The sequence below is a fragment of the Mesorhizobium sp. M0040 genome (assembly GCF_040323505.1).
Classification (GTDB): domain Bacteria; phylum Pseudomonadota; class Alphaproteobacteria; order Rhizobiales; family Rhizobiaceae; genus Mesorhizobium.
This window is the reverse complement of sequence record NZ_JAMYVA010000085.1, coordinates 1-14,251: the sequence shown is the minus strand read 5'-3', so window position 1 is coordinate 14,251 and position 14,251 is coordinate 1. Positions and strand designations below refer to the sequence as shown.

The window sequence follows — 14,251 nt, the reverse complement described above, 5'->3', positions numbered from 1 at the left end:
GACGGTGTCTTCGACGCCTGGTTCAGACATCAGAAAATAGAAACCATCGACCTCAATGTCCTGGCGCGATAGCATGCAAAACTGTTCGCGATGTCCTCGCACACCTGTTCGCGATGTCTCCGGTCCAAACAAGGGGGAGAAGGAAGGTTGTGCTACCCCACCTTGACCCCCGGCTTGCTGATCGGCTCCCGTACCGTTCCATACTGGCTGCCCCAGCGGTCGGTCATCGCCCAGCGTATGTCCCAGAGTTCCGGGAAGAAGCGGTGGCGGGCGCCGGCTTCCAGCAATTCGACCGGCCGGCCCTTCAGCGATTTCGCGCCGAGGCCGATCGTGCGGTGGATGAGATAGAGGTGGTTGGCACGGAATTTCTGGAACAGCTCGTCGAACTCGATCAGCGCTTCGGCAACGACATAGCTGTCGCCGTGATCGTAGCCGGTATCGTAGACATCCTCGACCGAAAGGCCGCGGCCGTCGAGGTATGACGCCTTGAAGGCCCGCCACAGATCGGGCGGCAGGCGCAGCAGCTGCTTGAAGCCCGGCGATTCCTGACCGCTGCCATTGCCGAGCTGCAGCCGGATCTGCTGGTATTCCTTGGGCGACATGGTTTCGAGCAGGTCGAGCTGCGCCGTCATCAGCCGCATCAGCCGGTGCACGCGCCCCATCAGCGTGACGATGCGATGCGTGTCCTGCTTTTCCAGGAAATCAACGACATCGACCAGCGTATAGGCGATGAGCTTCATCCACAGCTCCTCGACCTGATGAACGATCTGGAACTGCAGCTCGTCGGCATTCACCATCTCGGCCAGCGGCTTCTGGCAAGCCAGCAGCCTGTCGCATTTGAGGTAGACGCCATAGTCGCGCATCTCAGGCGTTTCGATGCGGGCATAATAGTCCTGCTTGTCCACGGCCATGCTCCTTGCCGCGGCCGTTGGGCCGCAGGCGCTTGTTGGATCCCGGTCCCCCGAGTCTAATCGCTTTCTTGCCGAACATTGTCCCTTTCTGTTATTCGATTGGCGGGAAACGAAGGACGAAAATTGTCGCTGAAGCAGATTGGAAGAACGAATGATGCTGGATGCGGTCGACCGGAAGATCGTCGCGGCGCTCGAACGCGAGGCCCGCATCTCCTTTGCCGCGCTCGCCGATGAGGTCGGCTTGAGCAAGACACCGTGCTGGAAGCGGGTCAAGGCGCTTGAGGACGCCGGCGTCATCCGCGGCTACTCGACCCGGATCGACCCGGCCAAGCTCGGCTTCGGCATCGAAGCCTTCATCCAGGTGTCGATCGATTTCGAACTGTCGGACGCCTTCGAGGCGGCGGTCAAAAAGCATCCGCTGATCCGCCGCTGCCACGCCACGACTGGCGAGGCCGACTATCTCCTGCAGATCGTCACCGTCGACATGATGGCGCTCGACAGGATGCTGCGCGAGGAGCTCAGCCGGCTGCCCGGCGTGCGGCGCACGATCACCTCGATGGCGATGCGCGAGATCAAGGGCGGCATCTCGTTCGCCAATGCCGTCGGGCATACGCCGACCAAGCGATAGACCGGTCAGGCCCTGGTCATCAATTCGCGTCCCAGCCGCTTCGGTTGCTCGGCGCGCAGAACCACATTTGTCGTCACCGTGCCGTAGTGGCCGATGCTGTCGACGATGCTTTCAAGATCGGGCGGTGACGGGACCACGACCTTGACCAGAAAACAATCCTCGCCGGTCACCCGCAGCACTTCGACCACCTCCGGCAATTGGGCGAACTTCTTCAGGCAGGCCTGGATATGCTCATGCGTGGTGCGCAGGCGGATGACCGCCATGGTGCCGAGCCCGAGCGCTGCCGAATTGATCACCGCCTTGTAGCCGGTGATGACGCCGCGCTCCTCCAGCCGCTTCACCCGTTCCGAGGTGGCGGGCTGGGACAGTCCGACGCGGCGGCCAAGCTCGGAGATGCCGATGCGGCCATCCTCCTGCATGATCTCAATGATCGCCAGATCGGTGGGGTCGAGCCTTGGCCGATAATCGCCGTTCCGCATGATCGCCTTTAATCCATCGGATTTCGTCGCTGCTTTCCGATGGTCTCTCATTCCGCCACCTGGGAGAAGACCTAGAATTGCACGCGCTGCATCAGGAAAGAAGGGCTTCGCATGACCGACTTCATCATTGTGCCGGGCATCGGCGGATCGGGCAAAGCCCACTGGCAGACACGTTGGCAGCAGGCAAACCCGGCGACGCGGCGGTTCAACCCGGCGAGTTGGGACGCGCCGGACCTCGACGACTGGGTGGCTGCGCTGGAAACCGCTGTATGCCAGGCAAGGACACCGCCGGTGCTCGTCGCCCATAGCCTCGGCTGTCTGCTCGTCGTACACTGGCAGCGTGTCTCCCCCCGCTCTATCGGCGGCGCGTTGCTGGTCGCGGTTCCGGACCCTGCGTCGCCGGCCTTCCCCTCCTCCGCCCGGGCCTTCGCCGACGCACCGCAACAACGGCTTCGCTTTCCGTCGCTGATTGTCGCCAGCACCAACGATCCCTACGGCTCGCTGGACTATGCCAGGGCGAAATCCGAGCGCTGGGGCAGCGATCTCCATATCGCCGGACCGCTTGGCCACATCAATGGCGACAGCGGGCTCGGCGACTGGCCGGCCGGAATGGAGCTGCTGACAGCTTTTCTAAGTCAAACGCAGGCAATCGCCCGAGGCGCCGTGCTTCAGCCGTAACCGCACCAGGACGGCTATCGCGCCGCCGCCCTGATCTGGTTTGCGCCGCGCCTCAGTTCGATGCTGCGGCAGGCGTGCTGAGTTCGAGGAACGGTACGGTCGAGCCCGGGATCATCGACTTCGGCAATTCGCCGTTCCATCTCTCCGCCTTGGTCAGTTCGACCAGCAGCGGATTGTTGGCGATTGCGGCGGCGCGAGCCTTGATGGCGCCCGCGGTCGCATCGCCTTCGACCCTGGTCTTGTAGGCGCTGGCCTCGGCTTCGGCCTTGACGCTGTCGGCGCGGCCCTTGGCCTGGGTGACGGCGATATCGGCCTTGATCTTTTCCTGCTGCAGGTTCTGTTCCTGCTTCTGCACCTCGACCTGCGCCGTCATCCTGGCTTCGACCGCCTGCTCGTAGGCGTCGGAGAAGTCGATGTTCTCGACCTGCACGCTGTCGATCATCACCGGGCCGTCGGTTACCGCCGCGATGGCGTCGGCGACGTCCTTGTTGAACTTCGCCCGGTTCTGGATAACCGACACCGCGTCGTACTGGCCGAACACCGTCTTGATCTCCTGCGGTGCTTTCCTGGCAATGACACGGTCGGCCAGCGCCTCGATCGATCCATAATTGGTGTAGACGTTGCTGACTTCGGCGGCCGGCACGTGGAAGTTGACGGTGACGCGCATGTCGGCCGGCTGCTGGTCGCGCGAATAGGCCTGCATGGCCGGCAGGCCGCTGCAATCGTTCTGGTTCTCGCAGCCCCATTTGAGCACCTGCTGGCGCAGGCTGATCTTCTCGACGCGCTGCAGCCACGGCAGCTTGAAATGCAGTCCGGGATCGACGACCGAACTCAGCGCTCCGTTGGTCAAGAGCACGCCGCGGTCGCCCTGGTCGATCGTGTACCAGGATCCAAACAGCGCAAAGACGCCGAGCGCCACGATGACGAGTGCGATCAGGCCGGAACCGATCGACCCCGATGCCATCCCCGGCTTGCTCTGCGGACGGCTTGAATTGCCTTGCGTTTCGGTCATCACCCCACCCCAACCTGATTGCCCGTGCTGCTTTTGCCCACAATAGTGGCGGCATTGCAATCCTCTGGATATGGAAGGACCTTCGCGCCAGCCGGCCGGACCGGCGGGGTGGTTCAGGCTGGCTGGCGGATTTCCCCTGCAGCCGCGGCAGCGGGCTGGGACGCGTTGCCTGGCGTCTCCTTCTGCCGTTCGGCATCGGTTTTGCGCTTCGGGCAATCCTCGTAGTCGTGGTCGCGCCCGCCGCAGTAGGAGCAGCATTTTGCTGGCGCGTCGGAGCGAAGCATCGTTGGCACTGCACAAGAATGCACGAAACCCGACAGATTGCGAAGGCTTGCGCACCGGCAAGGTCGATTTCGCCACGGAACCGCTGCCGCCGCATGAAAGTTATCTGCTCATTGCAACGGGAGCACAGGACATGGCCGACGACCCGAACCGCTACGAGACCGGAGCGAGGAAATATCCGGCAAAGACGAGCCCCGACGCGGCCGACGAATTTTCGCAGGATGCGGCCGGCAACAAGCCGCCTCCCGGCGGCATGGGATTGACCAGGCCGGCTGACGATTTCGACGACAGGACCCTGCATTCGGAGGGCCAGAACCCGCCGCGCGCAGCGGTCCGGCCAGACGGCAAGGCCACCGCCAAGAAGCCCGGCAAGGACGCAAGACGATGAACGTCGCCAATCTCCAGCTCGAAGGATTGATGATGGCGATCGCGGCCGTCAACAACGCGCTGGTCCACAAGGGCCTGCTGTCGGTCGACGAGGTCGACATGGCGTTGCGCCGGGCCGAGGCGGCGATGACCAGCGACGAGCGTCTCTATGAAGACATGTCGCCATCCAACCGCGACGCCGTCTGCTTTCCGCTCAGGCTGCTGCAGGCGGCCAACAATGCCCAGGGTGAAACCGGCTTGCCGTCCTTTGCCGAACTGGCCAGGATGGTCGGCCGGACCAAGGAGCCCTATAACGACCAGATGTGATGGAGGACGCCATGGCCGACGACAAATCCAAGACCAAGCAGGATCGCAAACTGGTCTCCGGCGAAGAGCCATACGAGGTCGCTGCGTTTGCCCGCAAATACGGCATACCGCAAAGCGAGGCCGCGACCATCATCAAGCGTTACGGCCCCTCGAGGAGGAAGCTCGACGCGCATATGGCGAGCCGCAACGCCTGATCCAATTCTGGCGGCGGCCGCCGTTCACGCCGAAAGCGTCCCTGCCCTGCCGCCTTGTCGAGAGTATCCGCACCGCCGGGCGGCCCCTCGGGCTCGCCGCTGCGGGATTCAACGCCCGGTTTCGATAGCCGCGGAATACTACCGCAGCGCAACAACTCATTTACCTCGACGCTGTACCAGTCCGGTGAGCAAAGCCGGGGGTCGGATGCAGGAATAATTATTGCGCTACGAATGTGTCATGGAGCCGAACGGCCGTTGGATGGTGTGGGACATCGTTCACGACCTGCCGGCGCAATTTTCGGAAATCGCGCTGATCGGCCTGAGCCGTCGTGAAGCGGTTTCGCTCTGCCGGCTGCTCAACGAGACGAGCCGTTCCGAGACGCGGCAGAGCCGGGCCTCCTGAGAAGCGCGTGCGTCTCAGGCCTGCCCAGGCTAAGAGGATTTTACATGCGATCGACAATATTCGGTCTGGTCCTGCTGCTGCCGGCCGCCGCCCTGGCGGAGCCGATCGAGACCCAGAAGATCATCACGGCGGCGACCGGCGACTGGAACGGCGACGGCGCCGCCGATCTGGCGATGATCGTCGAGACCGAGCCCGGCTCTCCCATGGACCTGTATTTTTTCCTCAAAGATCGCGATGGCGATTTTCTAAAACCTGCCGGGATCGTGCATGATCAGATTGACGGGGAATGGAAGGATTACGACCGGCCGGGCCCCGCCACATCCGATACCGAGCCCGAACTCACCGCGCTCCCCAACGGTTCGATCAAGCTCTATATTCCGGCGATGGAGATCGGCAGCGAGCGGACCAACAAGACGCTGACGCTCGCCTGGCGCAACGGCACGTTCGTCGTCGCCGGTTTTGCCTACGAATATTGGGATTACATGGACGACAATGTTGCCGGCGACTGCGACTACAATGTGCTGACCGGCAAGGGCAAAAGCAGCAAGAAGCTGGCGGACGGCACCACCAGGCAAGCGACCGTATCGGTCGAAGGCAAGGCCATCCCATTCGCGGAGTGGACCCCGGGCACTGGCTTCAGCGCTTGCGGAGAGTGAGAGGTTTCGGTTGCCTCACTGCAGCGGCGGCTTCCACAGCAGGCTGTTGCGATCGGCGGACTTGACGCGCAGCCAGGTTTCGCGGCCATCGCGCAGCACCCGGAGCGGGATCTCGGCACCCGCCGGGCCGCTCTTCCAAAGTTTGCGATAAAAATCGGCAAGCCCATCGACCGCCGTGTCGCGGACATCCGAGATGACATCGCCTTGGCGAAGGCCCGCCTGGGCGGCTGGACCGCCCTCGGCGACGCTCATCACCACGACCTTGCCGTCGCTCTCGGCCGAGAAGGCGCCGAGCCACGGCCGCGGCGGCCTGGCGACCTGCCCGCGCGTCAGCAGATCGTCGAGGATGGGCGGCAGAAGATCGATCGGCACCACCATGTTGATGTCGGCGACCTCGCCGTTGCGGCTCATCTGCAGGCGCAGCGAACCGATGCCGAGCAGCCTGCCATCCGCGCCGATGAGGCCGGCGCCGCCCCATGAGGGGTGAGCCGGCGCCGTGAAGATCGCCTCGTCGAGCAGATATTCCCAATAGCCGGCGAATTCCTGCTTGGTGACGATTCGCGCCCGCACGGAGCGGCCGACGCCGTCGGCGAGCACGACGGGATCGCCGATCTTGGCCCTGGACGCATCGCCGAGCGAAATGGCGGGCAGCCCGAGCGGCGCCAGCGCCTGCACCAGGCCGAAGCCCGACTCCTGGTCGTAGGCGAGCGCATGGGCGGGAACCACGCGGCCGTCCTGGTCGGCCAGCCAGACCTCCTCGGCCTCAGTGATGAGATAGCCGATGGTGAGTACCAGCCCGTCGCCGCGGATGACCACGCCACTGCCCTCGCGGCGGGTGCCAAGTGTATTTGCCGTGAAGGCGTCCTCTGGCACGGTGGCGCGGACGGCCACGATGGATCGCAAAAGGGGTTCGATATTCATGCTTTGGTTCCTGGCAATGTTCGCAGGCTGATATGGGCTATAGGTATGGCGCAGGTGATCAGGCGCAAGAGGCGGCGCCGGCTTTGGCGTGGACCGGCGCCGCGCCGTTCGCGCCGGGGTTTTGCAACAGCGCCGGCAGCCCTATCTGTACCTACGGCTATCCCAAGCTGCCCTATGCAAAGTTCCTCCGCCATTGCCCACGTTGATATCGGATATCCTCCCAACCAACCCTTCCAAAGGCCTCCCAAATGAACGACTACGCAACGGACCAATACACGCCGCCAAAAGTCTGGACCTGGAACAAGGCAAATGGCGGCGCTTTCGCCAGCATCAACCGGCCGATCGCCGGCCCGACGCATGACAAGAAACTGCCGGTCGGCAAGCATCCGCTGCAGCTTTATTCGCTGGCGACACCGAACGGCGTCAAGGTGACGATCATGCTGGAGGAACTTCTGGCGCGCGGCCACAGCGGCGCCGAATACGACGCCTGGCTTATCAGGATCAACGACGGCGACCAGTTCGGCAGCGGCTTCGTCGAGGTCAACCCTAACTCGAAGATCCCGGCCATGATGGATCGCAGTGGGAAAAAGCCGGTCCGCATCTTCGAATCCGGCTCGATCCTGCTCTACCTCGCCGAAAAATTCGGCGAATTCCTGCCGACGGAGCGGCCGGCTCGCGCCGAGACCCTGTCATGGCTGTTCTGGCAGATGGGCTCGGCGCCCTATCTCGGTGGCGGCTTCGGCCATTTCTACGCCTATGCGCCGACGAAGATCGAATATGCCATCGACCGCTTCGCCATGGAAACCAAGCGGCAGATGGACGTGCTCGACCGACGCCTCGCCGAAAGCGAGTATTTAGGCGGCAGCGACTATACGATTGCCGACATTGCGGTGTGGCCCTGGTATGGCGGGCTGGCCAAGGGCCGTATGTATGACGATTCCGGCGAGTTCCTGCAGGTGGAGCAGTACAAGAACGTGCAGCGCTGGGCCGACGCCATCGACGCGCGGCCGGCGGTCAAGCGCGGCCGCATGGTCAACCGCACCTTCGGCGAGCCTTCGATGCAGCTGCACGAGCGCCATGACGCCAGCGATTTCGAGACCAAGACGCAAGACAAGCTCGCGGCGGCCAAAAGCTAAGCGGACGACGCGCCGATCTCCCGCCTTGTAGCGGAGATCGGCAGCTTCGGCCGACTGCTCAAGCTCGCCTTCACCGCCGCCATCCACAGCCGGTCGATGTTGGCCAGGAATTTCTCGTCGAGTTTGTCGAGGTGCTTCCAGTACATGCCGTCCTCGAAGAAATAGCCGCGTTCCTTCTCGATCCTGTCGGCCTCCTCCGCCTGATCGAGCCGCAGGCCGGCAAGCATCTCGGCCTTCATTTCCGAAAGCTGCGAGGAAGAAAGCGCGCCGAGTTCATCGAGCGTCAGCCGCGGGAAGACCAGCCGGCTGCGCGGCAGGTCGGATAGGTTGACGCACAGGCAGCCGCGCCGAAGCGCATGGATGAGCAGGCGGGCCGACTTCGCCTCGAGGTTGCGCAGGGTGACGTCGTTGCGCAGCGGATCGGCGCGGCCGACGCCGTAAAAATGCGTGTTGCCGGGCTGGTCGTAGATCATGTCGCAGCCAAGGAATGCCAGCACGTCCGGCTTCTGACTGTGGATCGTCCAGTAGGCCGCCGTCATCGACATGGTGCCGCCGGCATAGACGAAGCCGCCAAAGCTGTTTTGCGCCGGCACGTAATGCGAGGCGCTGAAGATCTGCGCCTGCTGCAGGGGACCGCCTTGCGGCATCCGCTCCGCCGGGAAATCGCCGGCATGGACGAGGAAATCCCAGTCGGGGCGCACGCGCCAGGCGTTGTTGATGGCGACGATCTTGCCGAAGGCCTGCTTGGGCCAGGCGGCGCAGCGCGCCACATCGGGGGCGCTACCGATCAGCAAAATCACGTTTGGCGTTCCGTCGATCACCACAACCCTCTCGACCGGCCGAAATGCATCTCGATGCCGCCCGGTTGAACGGCTTTATAGCCTCAACGGCCCATCGAAAACACCAGCCGGATTTAAGCTGGCATCAACAAAAGGGAGCTTGCCAGCCGGTTGTAAAATGTGGCCTTAGGCACCGTCCTACAAGCAGCAGGCAGGTTTTCCCGCTAGCCCAAAAACGACGATATGAGTTGGGCGATATATATTAGTTGACTAAACTAGCGGAACGTCCAATGCACATTCCCAGAACCGAACATGTCCTGTCTAGACCATGATATCTATATGGGACATTACTACATAAGCTGAACGCGACCTCGACGGTTCGGCGGCACAGCCCTCAGACGCCGCGGCTTTGCCGCCGCGCTTTTCGCCCCGGATCCGTAGATCAACCGGACGACGAACAGGAAATATCCAACCTGCATGACGATCAAGGTCAAGATCGTCCAGGCCAGCGTCTTCCAGATTGAACCCGTCGCAAGGTAAGTCGAGATCGCCACGATGGACGATGTGGTGGTCAGCCCCACCAGGAACTGTGGAAAGTTCATGACTTTTCTGCGCCGCCCCGAAACTGGCAACAGCCGGGACGAACTCCCCTAACCCATTACCCCGGACCAACGTTTTCACTATTTTAGCAATTGCGCAAGCACCAAATAGAACAGCAGTTAACGCATGCTTCCGTGATCAAGGGCTGCATGTCAGGTCACCAAGGTGGGCTGGCTTGGACGGCGGCTGCGCGTCCCCTCCTCCCCAACCAGCTCTCCATACCCCCTCACCGCCCCATCAAGCCCACGTATTCGCCACGTCTCCCCTTCCCGTGCCTCAAGATGGGACGGGCCGAGCGGGACTTTCCCTCCGCCGTCCGGCAGGTCCAGCACGTAGACGGGATTGCAGATGCCCGACAGGCGCGCACGCAAGGCGCTGACCAGCGCCTGGCCCTCGGCGATCGTGGTGCGCCGGTGCGCCATGCCGCGCACGAGATCGCCGTGGTGCAGGTAATAGGGTTTGACGCCAAGGCGATACATCAGCTCGCGGCACAGCTCTTCCAGCACCTCGACCGTATCGTTCACGCCTTTCAGCAGAACGCTCTGGTTCAGCAGCACGAAGCCGCCCTGCCGCAACGTGCGGCAGGCCCGCTCGGTCGCCTCCGTGATTTCGCGTGGATGGTTGAAATGGGTGACGACAGTGACCATCAGCCGGCCCTGCAAGGCTTGAATCAACCCGCCGGTGACGCGCGACGGCAGCGCGACGGGTACGCGAGTGTGGATGCGCAACAGCCGCACATGCTGGATCGCCTCGACACGGGCGCGGATTTCCGCCAGCGCCGTATCCGGCAGCGATAGCGGGTCGCCGCCGGTCAGGATCACCTCGCGGATTTCCGGATGGACCGCGATATAGGCGAAGGCTTCGTCGAGAGCTTCGCGCGTATAGCCGCGGCCGATCGACGTCAGCTGCTCCTTGCGAAAGCAGAACCGGCAATAGACCGCGCATTGATAGGTCGGGAACAACAGAACCCGGTCGGCATGTCGATGCGTCAATCTAGGCACGGGACTGAAGGCGTGGTCGGCGATCGGATCGTCGAGTTCGCCCTCCTGCTCTGCCAGTTCGTCGGGCGACGGGATGACCTGAAGCCGTATCGGATCGGCGGGGTCGTTCCAGTCGATCAGGTCTAGATAGGCCTTGGGAATGCGAACCTTGTGGCGCGTGGCCGCGGCTTCGGCCGCCGCCCGCTCGGCTGGCGACAGCGGCAGCGAATCCAGATCGCCTACATGCCGCACGCCCTCGCGAACATCGTCCCGCCATGCGGCATCCGCCTCGAGAGCGCGCCGGTCATCGGCTGCCACGCCGGCCGCATCGACCGCCATGCTGGCGTCGGGGATGTCGTGATGTGAGGTCATCGCAGGCTCCTTGAATTTCGGGCCGGGGTACAGCATTGGAGCCAGGACTTGAAGGCAATAAACGGTGTTTGGCCGGGTTGGAGGGCGCGGCAGGAAGCCACAACCGGCCACTGATCAGAACAATCGTCCAACATCGCTGACGCAAAACATTAGCTTGCTCTTATATTAGCTTGAGCGTATACACATAAACGGCCGGTGATCTACCCCCCAACCGGTTAGGCTCGGCGCCAGTTCCCTCCCTACCCCTCAGGTCAACGACGCCGGGCCGCTCGGGATCCGCCCGGTCGCCCGCGGTCGAGACCGGATCGTCGACCTCTTCGATGTCGATCATGCCCCCTGCTCAAGCCCCCAACTGAACATACCAGCTGAACGCATCGGCGATGCCCGCGTCTCTCGGCCTTCCCGTCGCCGGCCGCGGTCGCTAATCTCGGATTGCGAAAAAACTGGAGAAGAGCGTATGGCGAACGACTTGTCGCCAAGGCTTTTGGAGATCGTCAATGCGCTGCCCTTGCGGCAGGGCATGCGAGTGCTGGAGATCGGCTGCGGACCAGGTGCTGCAGCGCGCGAGATCGCGCGCCGGATCGGCGGTGGGCACGTGCTGGCGATCGACCGCTCGGCCAAGGCCATCGCGCAGGCCGGGGCCGCCTCGCGCGCCGAGATTGCGGCAGGCCGGCTGAGCCTTCGCCAAATCGCCATCGAGGATTTCGAGTTGGAGGCCGATGAGAAGCACTTCGACATTGCCGTTGCGGTGCGCGTCGGCGCGCTGGACGGGCGTCATCCCGAAGCAGGAAAAATTGCCCTGCGACGGCTCAAGGCGGCGTTGACCGCGCAAGGCCGGCTGTTCATCGACGGCGGCGATCCGCTGCGCGAAATTGCGATACATGGCTGAGCACCTCGTGCTTGGCCTCCGGAATCGAGCGTCTACGTGACCGTGAGCGGCAGAGCCGGCCTCAGCTCCGCAACCCCGGCGCCTCCTGCCCGGTGCGCTCGACATATTCGGTATAGCCGCCGCCATAGGTGTGGATGCCCTCGGGCGTCAGTTCCAGCACCCGGTTCGACAGCGCCGCCAGGAAATGGCGGTCATGCGAGACGAACAGCATGGTTCCCTCGTACTGCGACAGTGCCGTGATCAGCATCTCCTTGGTGGCGATGTCGAGGTGGTTGGTCGGCTCGTCCAGCACCAGCAAATTGGGCGGATCGAATAGCATCAGCGCCATCACCAGCCGCGCCTTCTCGCCGCCCGACAGCACGCGGCATTTCTTCTCGATCTCGTCGCCGGAAAAGCCGAAGCAGCCGGCCAGCGCCCTGAGCGGCGCCTGGCCGGCCTGCGGAAATGCGTCTTCCAGCGTCTGGAACACGGTGCGCTCGCCCTCCAGCACTTCCATGGCGTGCTGGGCGAAATAGCCCATCTTGACGCTCGGCCCGCGCGCCACCGTGCCATTGTCCGGCTCGGAAGCGCCGGCGACCAGCTTCAGCAGCGTCGACTTGCCGGCGCCGTTGACGCCCATGATGCACCAGCGCTCGCGGCGGCGCACCTGAAAATCCAATCCCTCGTAGATCGAGCGGCTGCCATGGCCCTTGTGCACGTTCTTCAGCGTCACCACGTCCTCGCCGCAGCGCGGCGCCGGCTGGAAGTCGAACGACACCTTCTGGCGGCGCTTGGGCGGCTCGACACGGTCGATCTTGTCCAGCTTCTTCACCCGGCTCTGCACCTGGGCGGCATGCGAGGCACGTGCCTTGAAGCGCTCGATGAAGGCGATCTCCTTGGCCAGCATCGCCTGCTGGCGCTCGAACTGCGCCTGCTGCTGCCGGTCGGCAATCGCCCGCTGCTGCTGGTAGAATTCGTAGTTGCCGGAGTAAGCGGTCAGCGAACCGCCGTCGATCTCGACCACCTTGTTGACGATGCGGTTCATGAACTCGCGGTCGTGCGAGGTCATCAGCAGCGCGCCGTCATAGTTCTTCAGGAACTGCTCCAGCCAGATCAGGCTTTCGAGGTCGAGATGGTTGCTCGGCTCGTCGAGCAGCATGGCGTCGGGCCGCATCAAAAGGATCCTGGCCAGTGCCACGCGCATTTTCCAGCCGCCGGACAACTTGCCGACGTCGCCGTCCATCATCTCCTGGCTGAAGCCGAGCCCGTCCAGCACCTCGCGCGCCCGGCCATCCAGCGCGTAGCCGTCGAGCTCCTCGAAGCGGTGCTGCGCCTCGCCGTAGCGGGCGATGATCTCGTCCATCTGGTCGGCCTGGTCAGGGTCGCCCATGGCGTGCTCGAGCTCGCGCATCTCGGCCGCCACTTCGCTCACCGGCCCGGCGCCGTCCATCACTTCGGCCACCGCACTGCGGCCTTCCATGTCGCCGACGTCCTGGCTGAAATAGCCGATCGTGACGCCGCGATCGACCGAGACCTGGCCTTCGTCGGGCTGCTCCTCGCCGTTGATCATGCGAAACAGCGTCGTCTTGCCCGCGCCGTTAGGCCCGACCAGCCCGACCTTCTCGCCCTTCTGCAACGCGGCGGAGGCTTCGATGAAGACGATCTGCCTGCCGTTCTGCTTGCTGATGCTTTCGAGACGAATCATGGTTTTCCGGGGAAGGCCAAAGGAGAGTTCCTGCGCCAATACGCGATAGACCGCGTCAGAGGAAGCCCGCAGTGGCGAGGCGCCCCGCGCCAAATTGTCGTCGGTGTCTCCGCAGCATGGGACCGCCAATAGGCGAACTTTGGCTGTGCCGCCACGCGGCGAAGCTTCTGGCTTTGGACGGTTAGATCGTGCAAGATCGACAGCAGAAAGTGACGTTAGATGATTGATGCCCAGCAGCTACTACCGCGCAGCAAGTACGATCTTGACGCGATCCCGGCGATCGTCGAAGCGGGCTACCCCGCGATTGCGCCGATATTGGGCGACCTGTTGGATTGGACGGCCGATAGCAATTGGCCAATAGCCGGACCGCTCGCTGATTTCCTTGTCACCTTGGGGACACCGCTGATCGATCCTATTTCGCGGGTCCTTCGGAGAGCCGACGGAACCCAAAAATGGCACTGCGTTGCCTTGATCGTGCAGAGATTGCCGAAAGAGGTTCTTGGCGGCTTGGAAGAGGACTTGCGACAGTTAGCCGATCGTCCGAGTGACGATGATAGGCGAGAGGAGGCCGATGTTCTGGCGCAAGAAGCCTTGGTTCGGTTCGAACGCCTAAGTGCTGTGATCCTCTAACGTGATTTCGCCCTGCTCAGCAATGGATGGGGAACCGGCCTTGGCTCGCCCGAGTTGCGCGTCTCCAAACCGCAAATGAAGTCCGTTGTCAGCTGTTCGTAATCCTCCATGGTCGGCAGCGCCTCGTAGCTTGCAGAACCGGCGTGCTCAAATCCCCGATTTCTATCTGCGCATCGCCCGCCGGAATCGCTCGTCCAGCTGCTGGAGCTCGGCAAAGAGCTAGTTGTGTGCGTCAAGTTCTGCAAAATGGCGTGGCATTGCGGTGACGTCGGCGTGTCCGCCGCGTAGCCCCCGTGTTTAGCGGAGCGGCGGACATATGACGGT

The 14,251-nt window shown here is 63.2% G+C and carries 19 protein-coding genes; 10 read left to right on the top strand and 9 right to left on the bottom strand.

The features are described 5' to 3' along the window. Positions 1-152: 152 nt before the first annotated feature. Positions 153-911: a tryptophan 2,3-dioxygenase family protein gene (locus NKJ91_RS32305; protein ID WP_502903655.1), complete on the bottom strand. Its 759-nt coding sequence runs from the start codon at positions 909-911 to the stop codon at positions 153-155. 151 nt (positions 912-1,062) lie between these two features. Here NKJ91_RS32305 and NKJ91_RS32300 point away from each other — a divergent pair, with 151 nt between their 5' ends. Beyond that, positions 1,063-1,539 carry an Lrp/AsnC family transcriptional regulator gene (locus tag NKJ91_RS32300; protein ID WP_352458724.1) on the top strand — a complete coding sequence of 159 codons (477 nt, stop codon included), beginning with the start codon at positions 1,063-1,065 and terminating at the stop codon, positions 1,537-1,539. A gap of 5 nt (positions 1,540-1,544) precedes the next feature. Here NKJ91_RS32300 and NKJ91_RS32295 read toward each other — a convergent pair whose 3' ends face one another. Further along, a complete protein-coding gene (locus NKJ91_RS32295) occupies positions 1,545-2,018 on the bottom strand; it encodes an Lrp/AsnC family transcriptional regulator (protein WP_352453704.1) in 474 nt (157 codons plus the stop codon). Between the two features lie 111 nt (positions 2,019-2,129). On the opposite strand from NKJ91_RS32295, the gene NKJ91_RS32290 reads away from it, so the two are divergent. After that, on the top strand, positions 2,130-2,696 hold the full coding sequence (locus tag NKJ91_RS32290) for an RBBP9/YdeN family alpha/beta hydrolase (protein WP_352458723.1): 567 nt from the start codon (positions 2,130-2,132) through the stop codon (positions 2,694-2,696). A 52-nt stretch (positions 2,697-2,748) separates the two neighbouring features. Here the strand turns inward: NKJ91_RS32290 and NKJ91_RS32285 are convergent, their stop codons facing one another. Beyond that, positions 2,749-3,708: a prohibitin family protein gene (locus NKJ91_RS32285; protein ID WP_352458722.1), complete on the bottom strand. Its 960-nt coding sequence runs from the start codon at positions 3,706-3,708 to the stop codon at positions 2,749-2,751. Positions 3,709-3,994: 286 nt separating this feature from the next. On the opposite strand from NKJ91_RS32285, the gene NKJ91_RS32280 reads away from it, so the two are divergent. From NKJ91_RS32280 to NKJ91_RS32260, 5 genes are all read left to right on the top strand, one after another. Beyond that, positions 3,995-4,378, top strand: coding sequence for a hypothetical protein (locus NKJ91_RS32280; protein ID WP_352458721.1), 384 nt, complete (start codon positions 3,995-3,997; stop codon positions 4,376-4,378). Beyond that, positions 4,375-4,683 carry a hypothetical protein gene (locus NKJ91_RS32275; protein WP_352458720.1) on the top strand — a complete coding sequence of 103 codons (309 nt, stop codon included), beginning with the start codon at positions 4,375-4,377 and terminating at the stop codon, positions 4,681-4,683. Before NKJ91_RS32280 ends, NKJ91_RS32275 begins: the two co-directional genes overlap by 4 nt. Before the next feature lie 11 nt (positions 4,684-4,694). Then, positions 4,695-4,877, top strand: coding sequence for a DUF3606 domain-containing protein (locus NKJ91_RS32270; protein ID WP_023675702.1), 183 nt, complete (start codon positions 4,695-4,697; stop codon positions 4,875-4,877). Positions 4,878-5,097: 220 nt separating this feature from the next. After that, a complete protein-coding gene (locus tag NKJ91_RS32265) occupies positions 5,098-5,280 on the top strand; it encodes a hypothetical protein (RefSeq protein ID WP_245274654.1) in 183 nt (60 codons plus the stop codon). 44 nt (positions 5,281-5,324) lie between these two features. After that, on the top strand, positions 5,325-5,936 hold the full coding sequence (locus tag NKJ91_RS32260; protein WP_352458719.1) for a hypothetical protein: 612 nt from the start codon (positions 5,325-5,327) through the stop codon (positions 5,934-5,936). Positions 5,937-5,951: 15 nt separating this feature from the next. Here the strand turns inward: NKJ91_RS32260 and NKJ91_RS32255 are convergent, their stop codons facing one another. After that, positions 5,952-6,857, bottom strand: coding sequence for a S1C family serine protease (locus NKJ91_RS32255; RefSeq protein WP_352458718.1), 906 nt, complete (start codon positions 6,855-6,857; stop codon positions 5,952-5,954). Between the two features lie 248 nt (positions 6,858-7,105). On the opposite strand from NKJ91_RS32255, the gene yghU reads away from it, so the two are divergent. Continuing rightward, positions 7,106-7,993 carry a glutathione-dependent disulfide-bond oxidoreductase gene (yghU, locus tag NKJ91_RS32250; protein WP_352458717.1) on the top strand — a complete coding sequence of 296 codons (888 nt, stop codon included), beginning with the start codon at positions 7,106-7,108 and terminating at the stop codon, positions 7,991-7,993. On the opposite strand, the gene NKJ91_RS32245 is transcribed toward yghU, so the two are convergent. The 4 genes from NKJ91_RS32245 to NKJ91_RS32230 all read right to left on the bottom strand — a co-directional run bounded on the left by NKJ91_RS32245 (position 7,990) and on the right by NKJ91_RS32230 (position 11,055). After that, entirely contained in the window at positions 7,990-8,793 is an 804-nt protein-coding gene (locus NKJ91_RS32245; RefSeq protein WP_352458716.1) for a hypothetical protein, read from the bottom strand. The two genes, yghU and NKJ91_RS32245, sit on opposite strands and share 4 nt — an antisense overlap. A 329-nt stretch (positions 8,794-9,122) precedes the next feature. Next, positions 9,123-9,374 (bottom strand): exopolysaccharide production repressor protein, encoded by a 252-nt coding sequence (locus tag NKJ91_RS32240; RefSeq protein WP_352458715.1) that lies wholly within the window; start codon positions 9,372-9,374, stop codon positions 9,123-9,125. 150 nt (positions 9,375-9,524) lie between these two features. Next, positions 9,525-10,691 (bottom strand): KamA family radical SAM protein, encoded by a 1,167-nt coding sequence (locus NKJ91_RS32235; protein WP_502903656.1) that lies wholly within the window; start codon positions 10,689-10,691, stop codon positions 9,525-9,527. Between the two features lie 193 nt (positions 10,692-10,884). Then, a complete protein-coding gene (locus NKJ91_RS32230; protein WP_023675693.1) occupies positions 10,885-11,055 on the bottom strand; it encodes a hypothetical protein in 171 nt (56 codons plus the stop codon). 126 nt (positions 11,056-11,181) lie between these two features. Between NKJ91_RS32230 and NKJ91_RS32225 the strand changes: the two genes are divergently transcribed. After that, positions 11,182-11,613, top strand: coding sequence for an SAM-dependent methyltransferase (locus tag NKJ91_RS32225; protein ID WP_023675692.1), 432 nt, complete (start codon positions 11,182-11,184; stop codon positions 11,611-11,613). A gap of 61 nt (positions 11,614-11,674) precedes the next feature. Here NKJ91_RS32225 and NKJ91_RS32220 read toward each other — a convergent pair whose 3' ends face one another. Beyond that, a complete protein-coding gene (locus NKJ91_RS32220; RefSeq protein ID WP_352458713.1) occupies positions 11,675-13,297 on the bottom strand; it encodes an ABC-F family ATP-binding cassette domain-containing protein in 1,623 nt (540 codons plus the stop codon). Positions 13,298-13,516: 219 nt separating this feature from the next. Between NKJ91_RS32220 and NKJ91_RS32215 the strand changes: the two genes are divergently transcribed. Continuing rightward, entirely contained in the window at positions 13,517-13,927 is a 411-nt protein-coding gene (locus NKJ91_RS32215) for a DUF5071 domain-containing protein (protein WP_352458712.1), read from the top strand. The last annotated feature ends 324 nt before the right edge of the window (positions 13,928-14,251 follow it).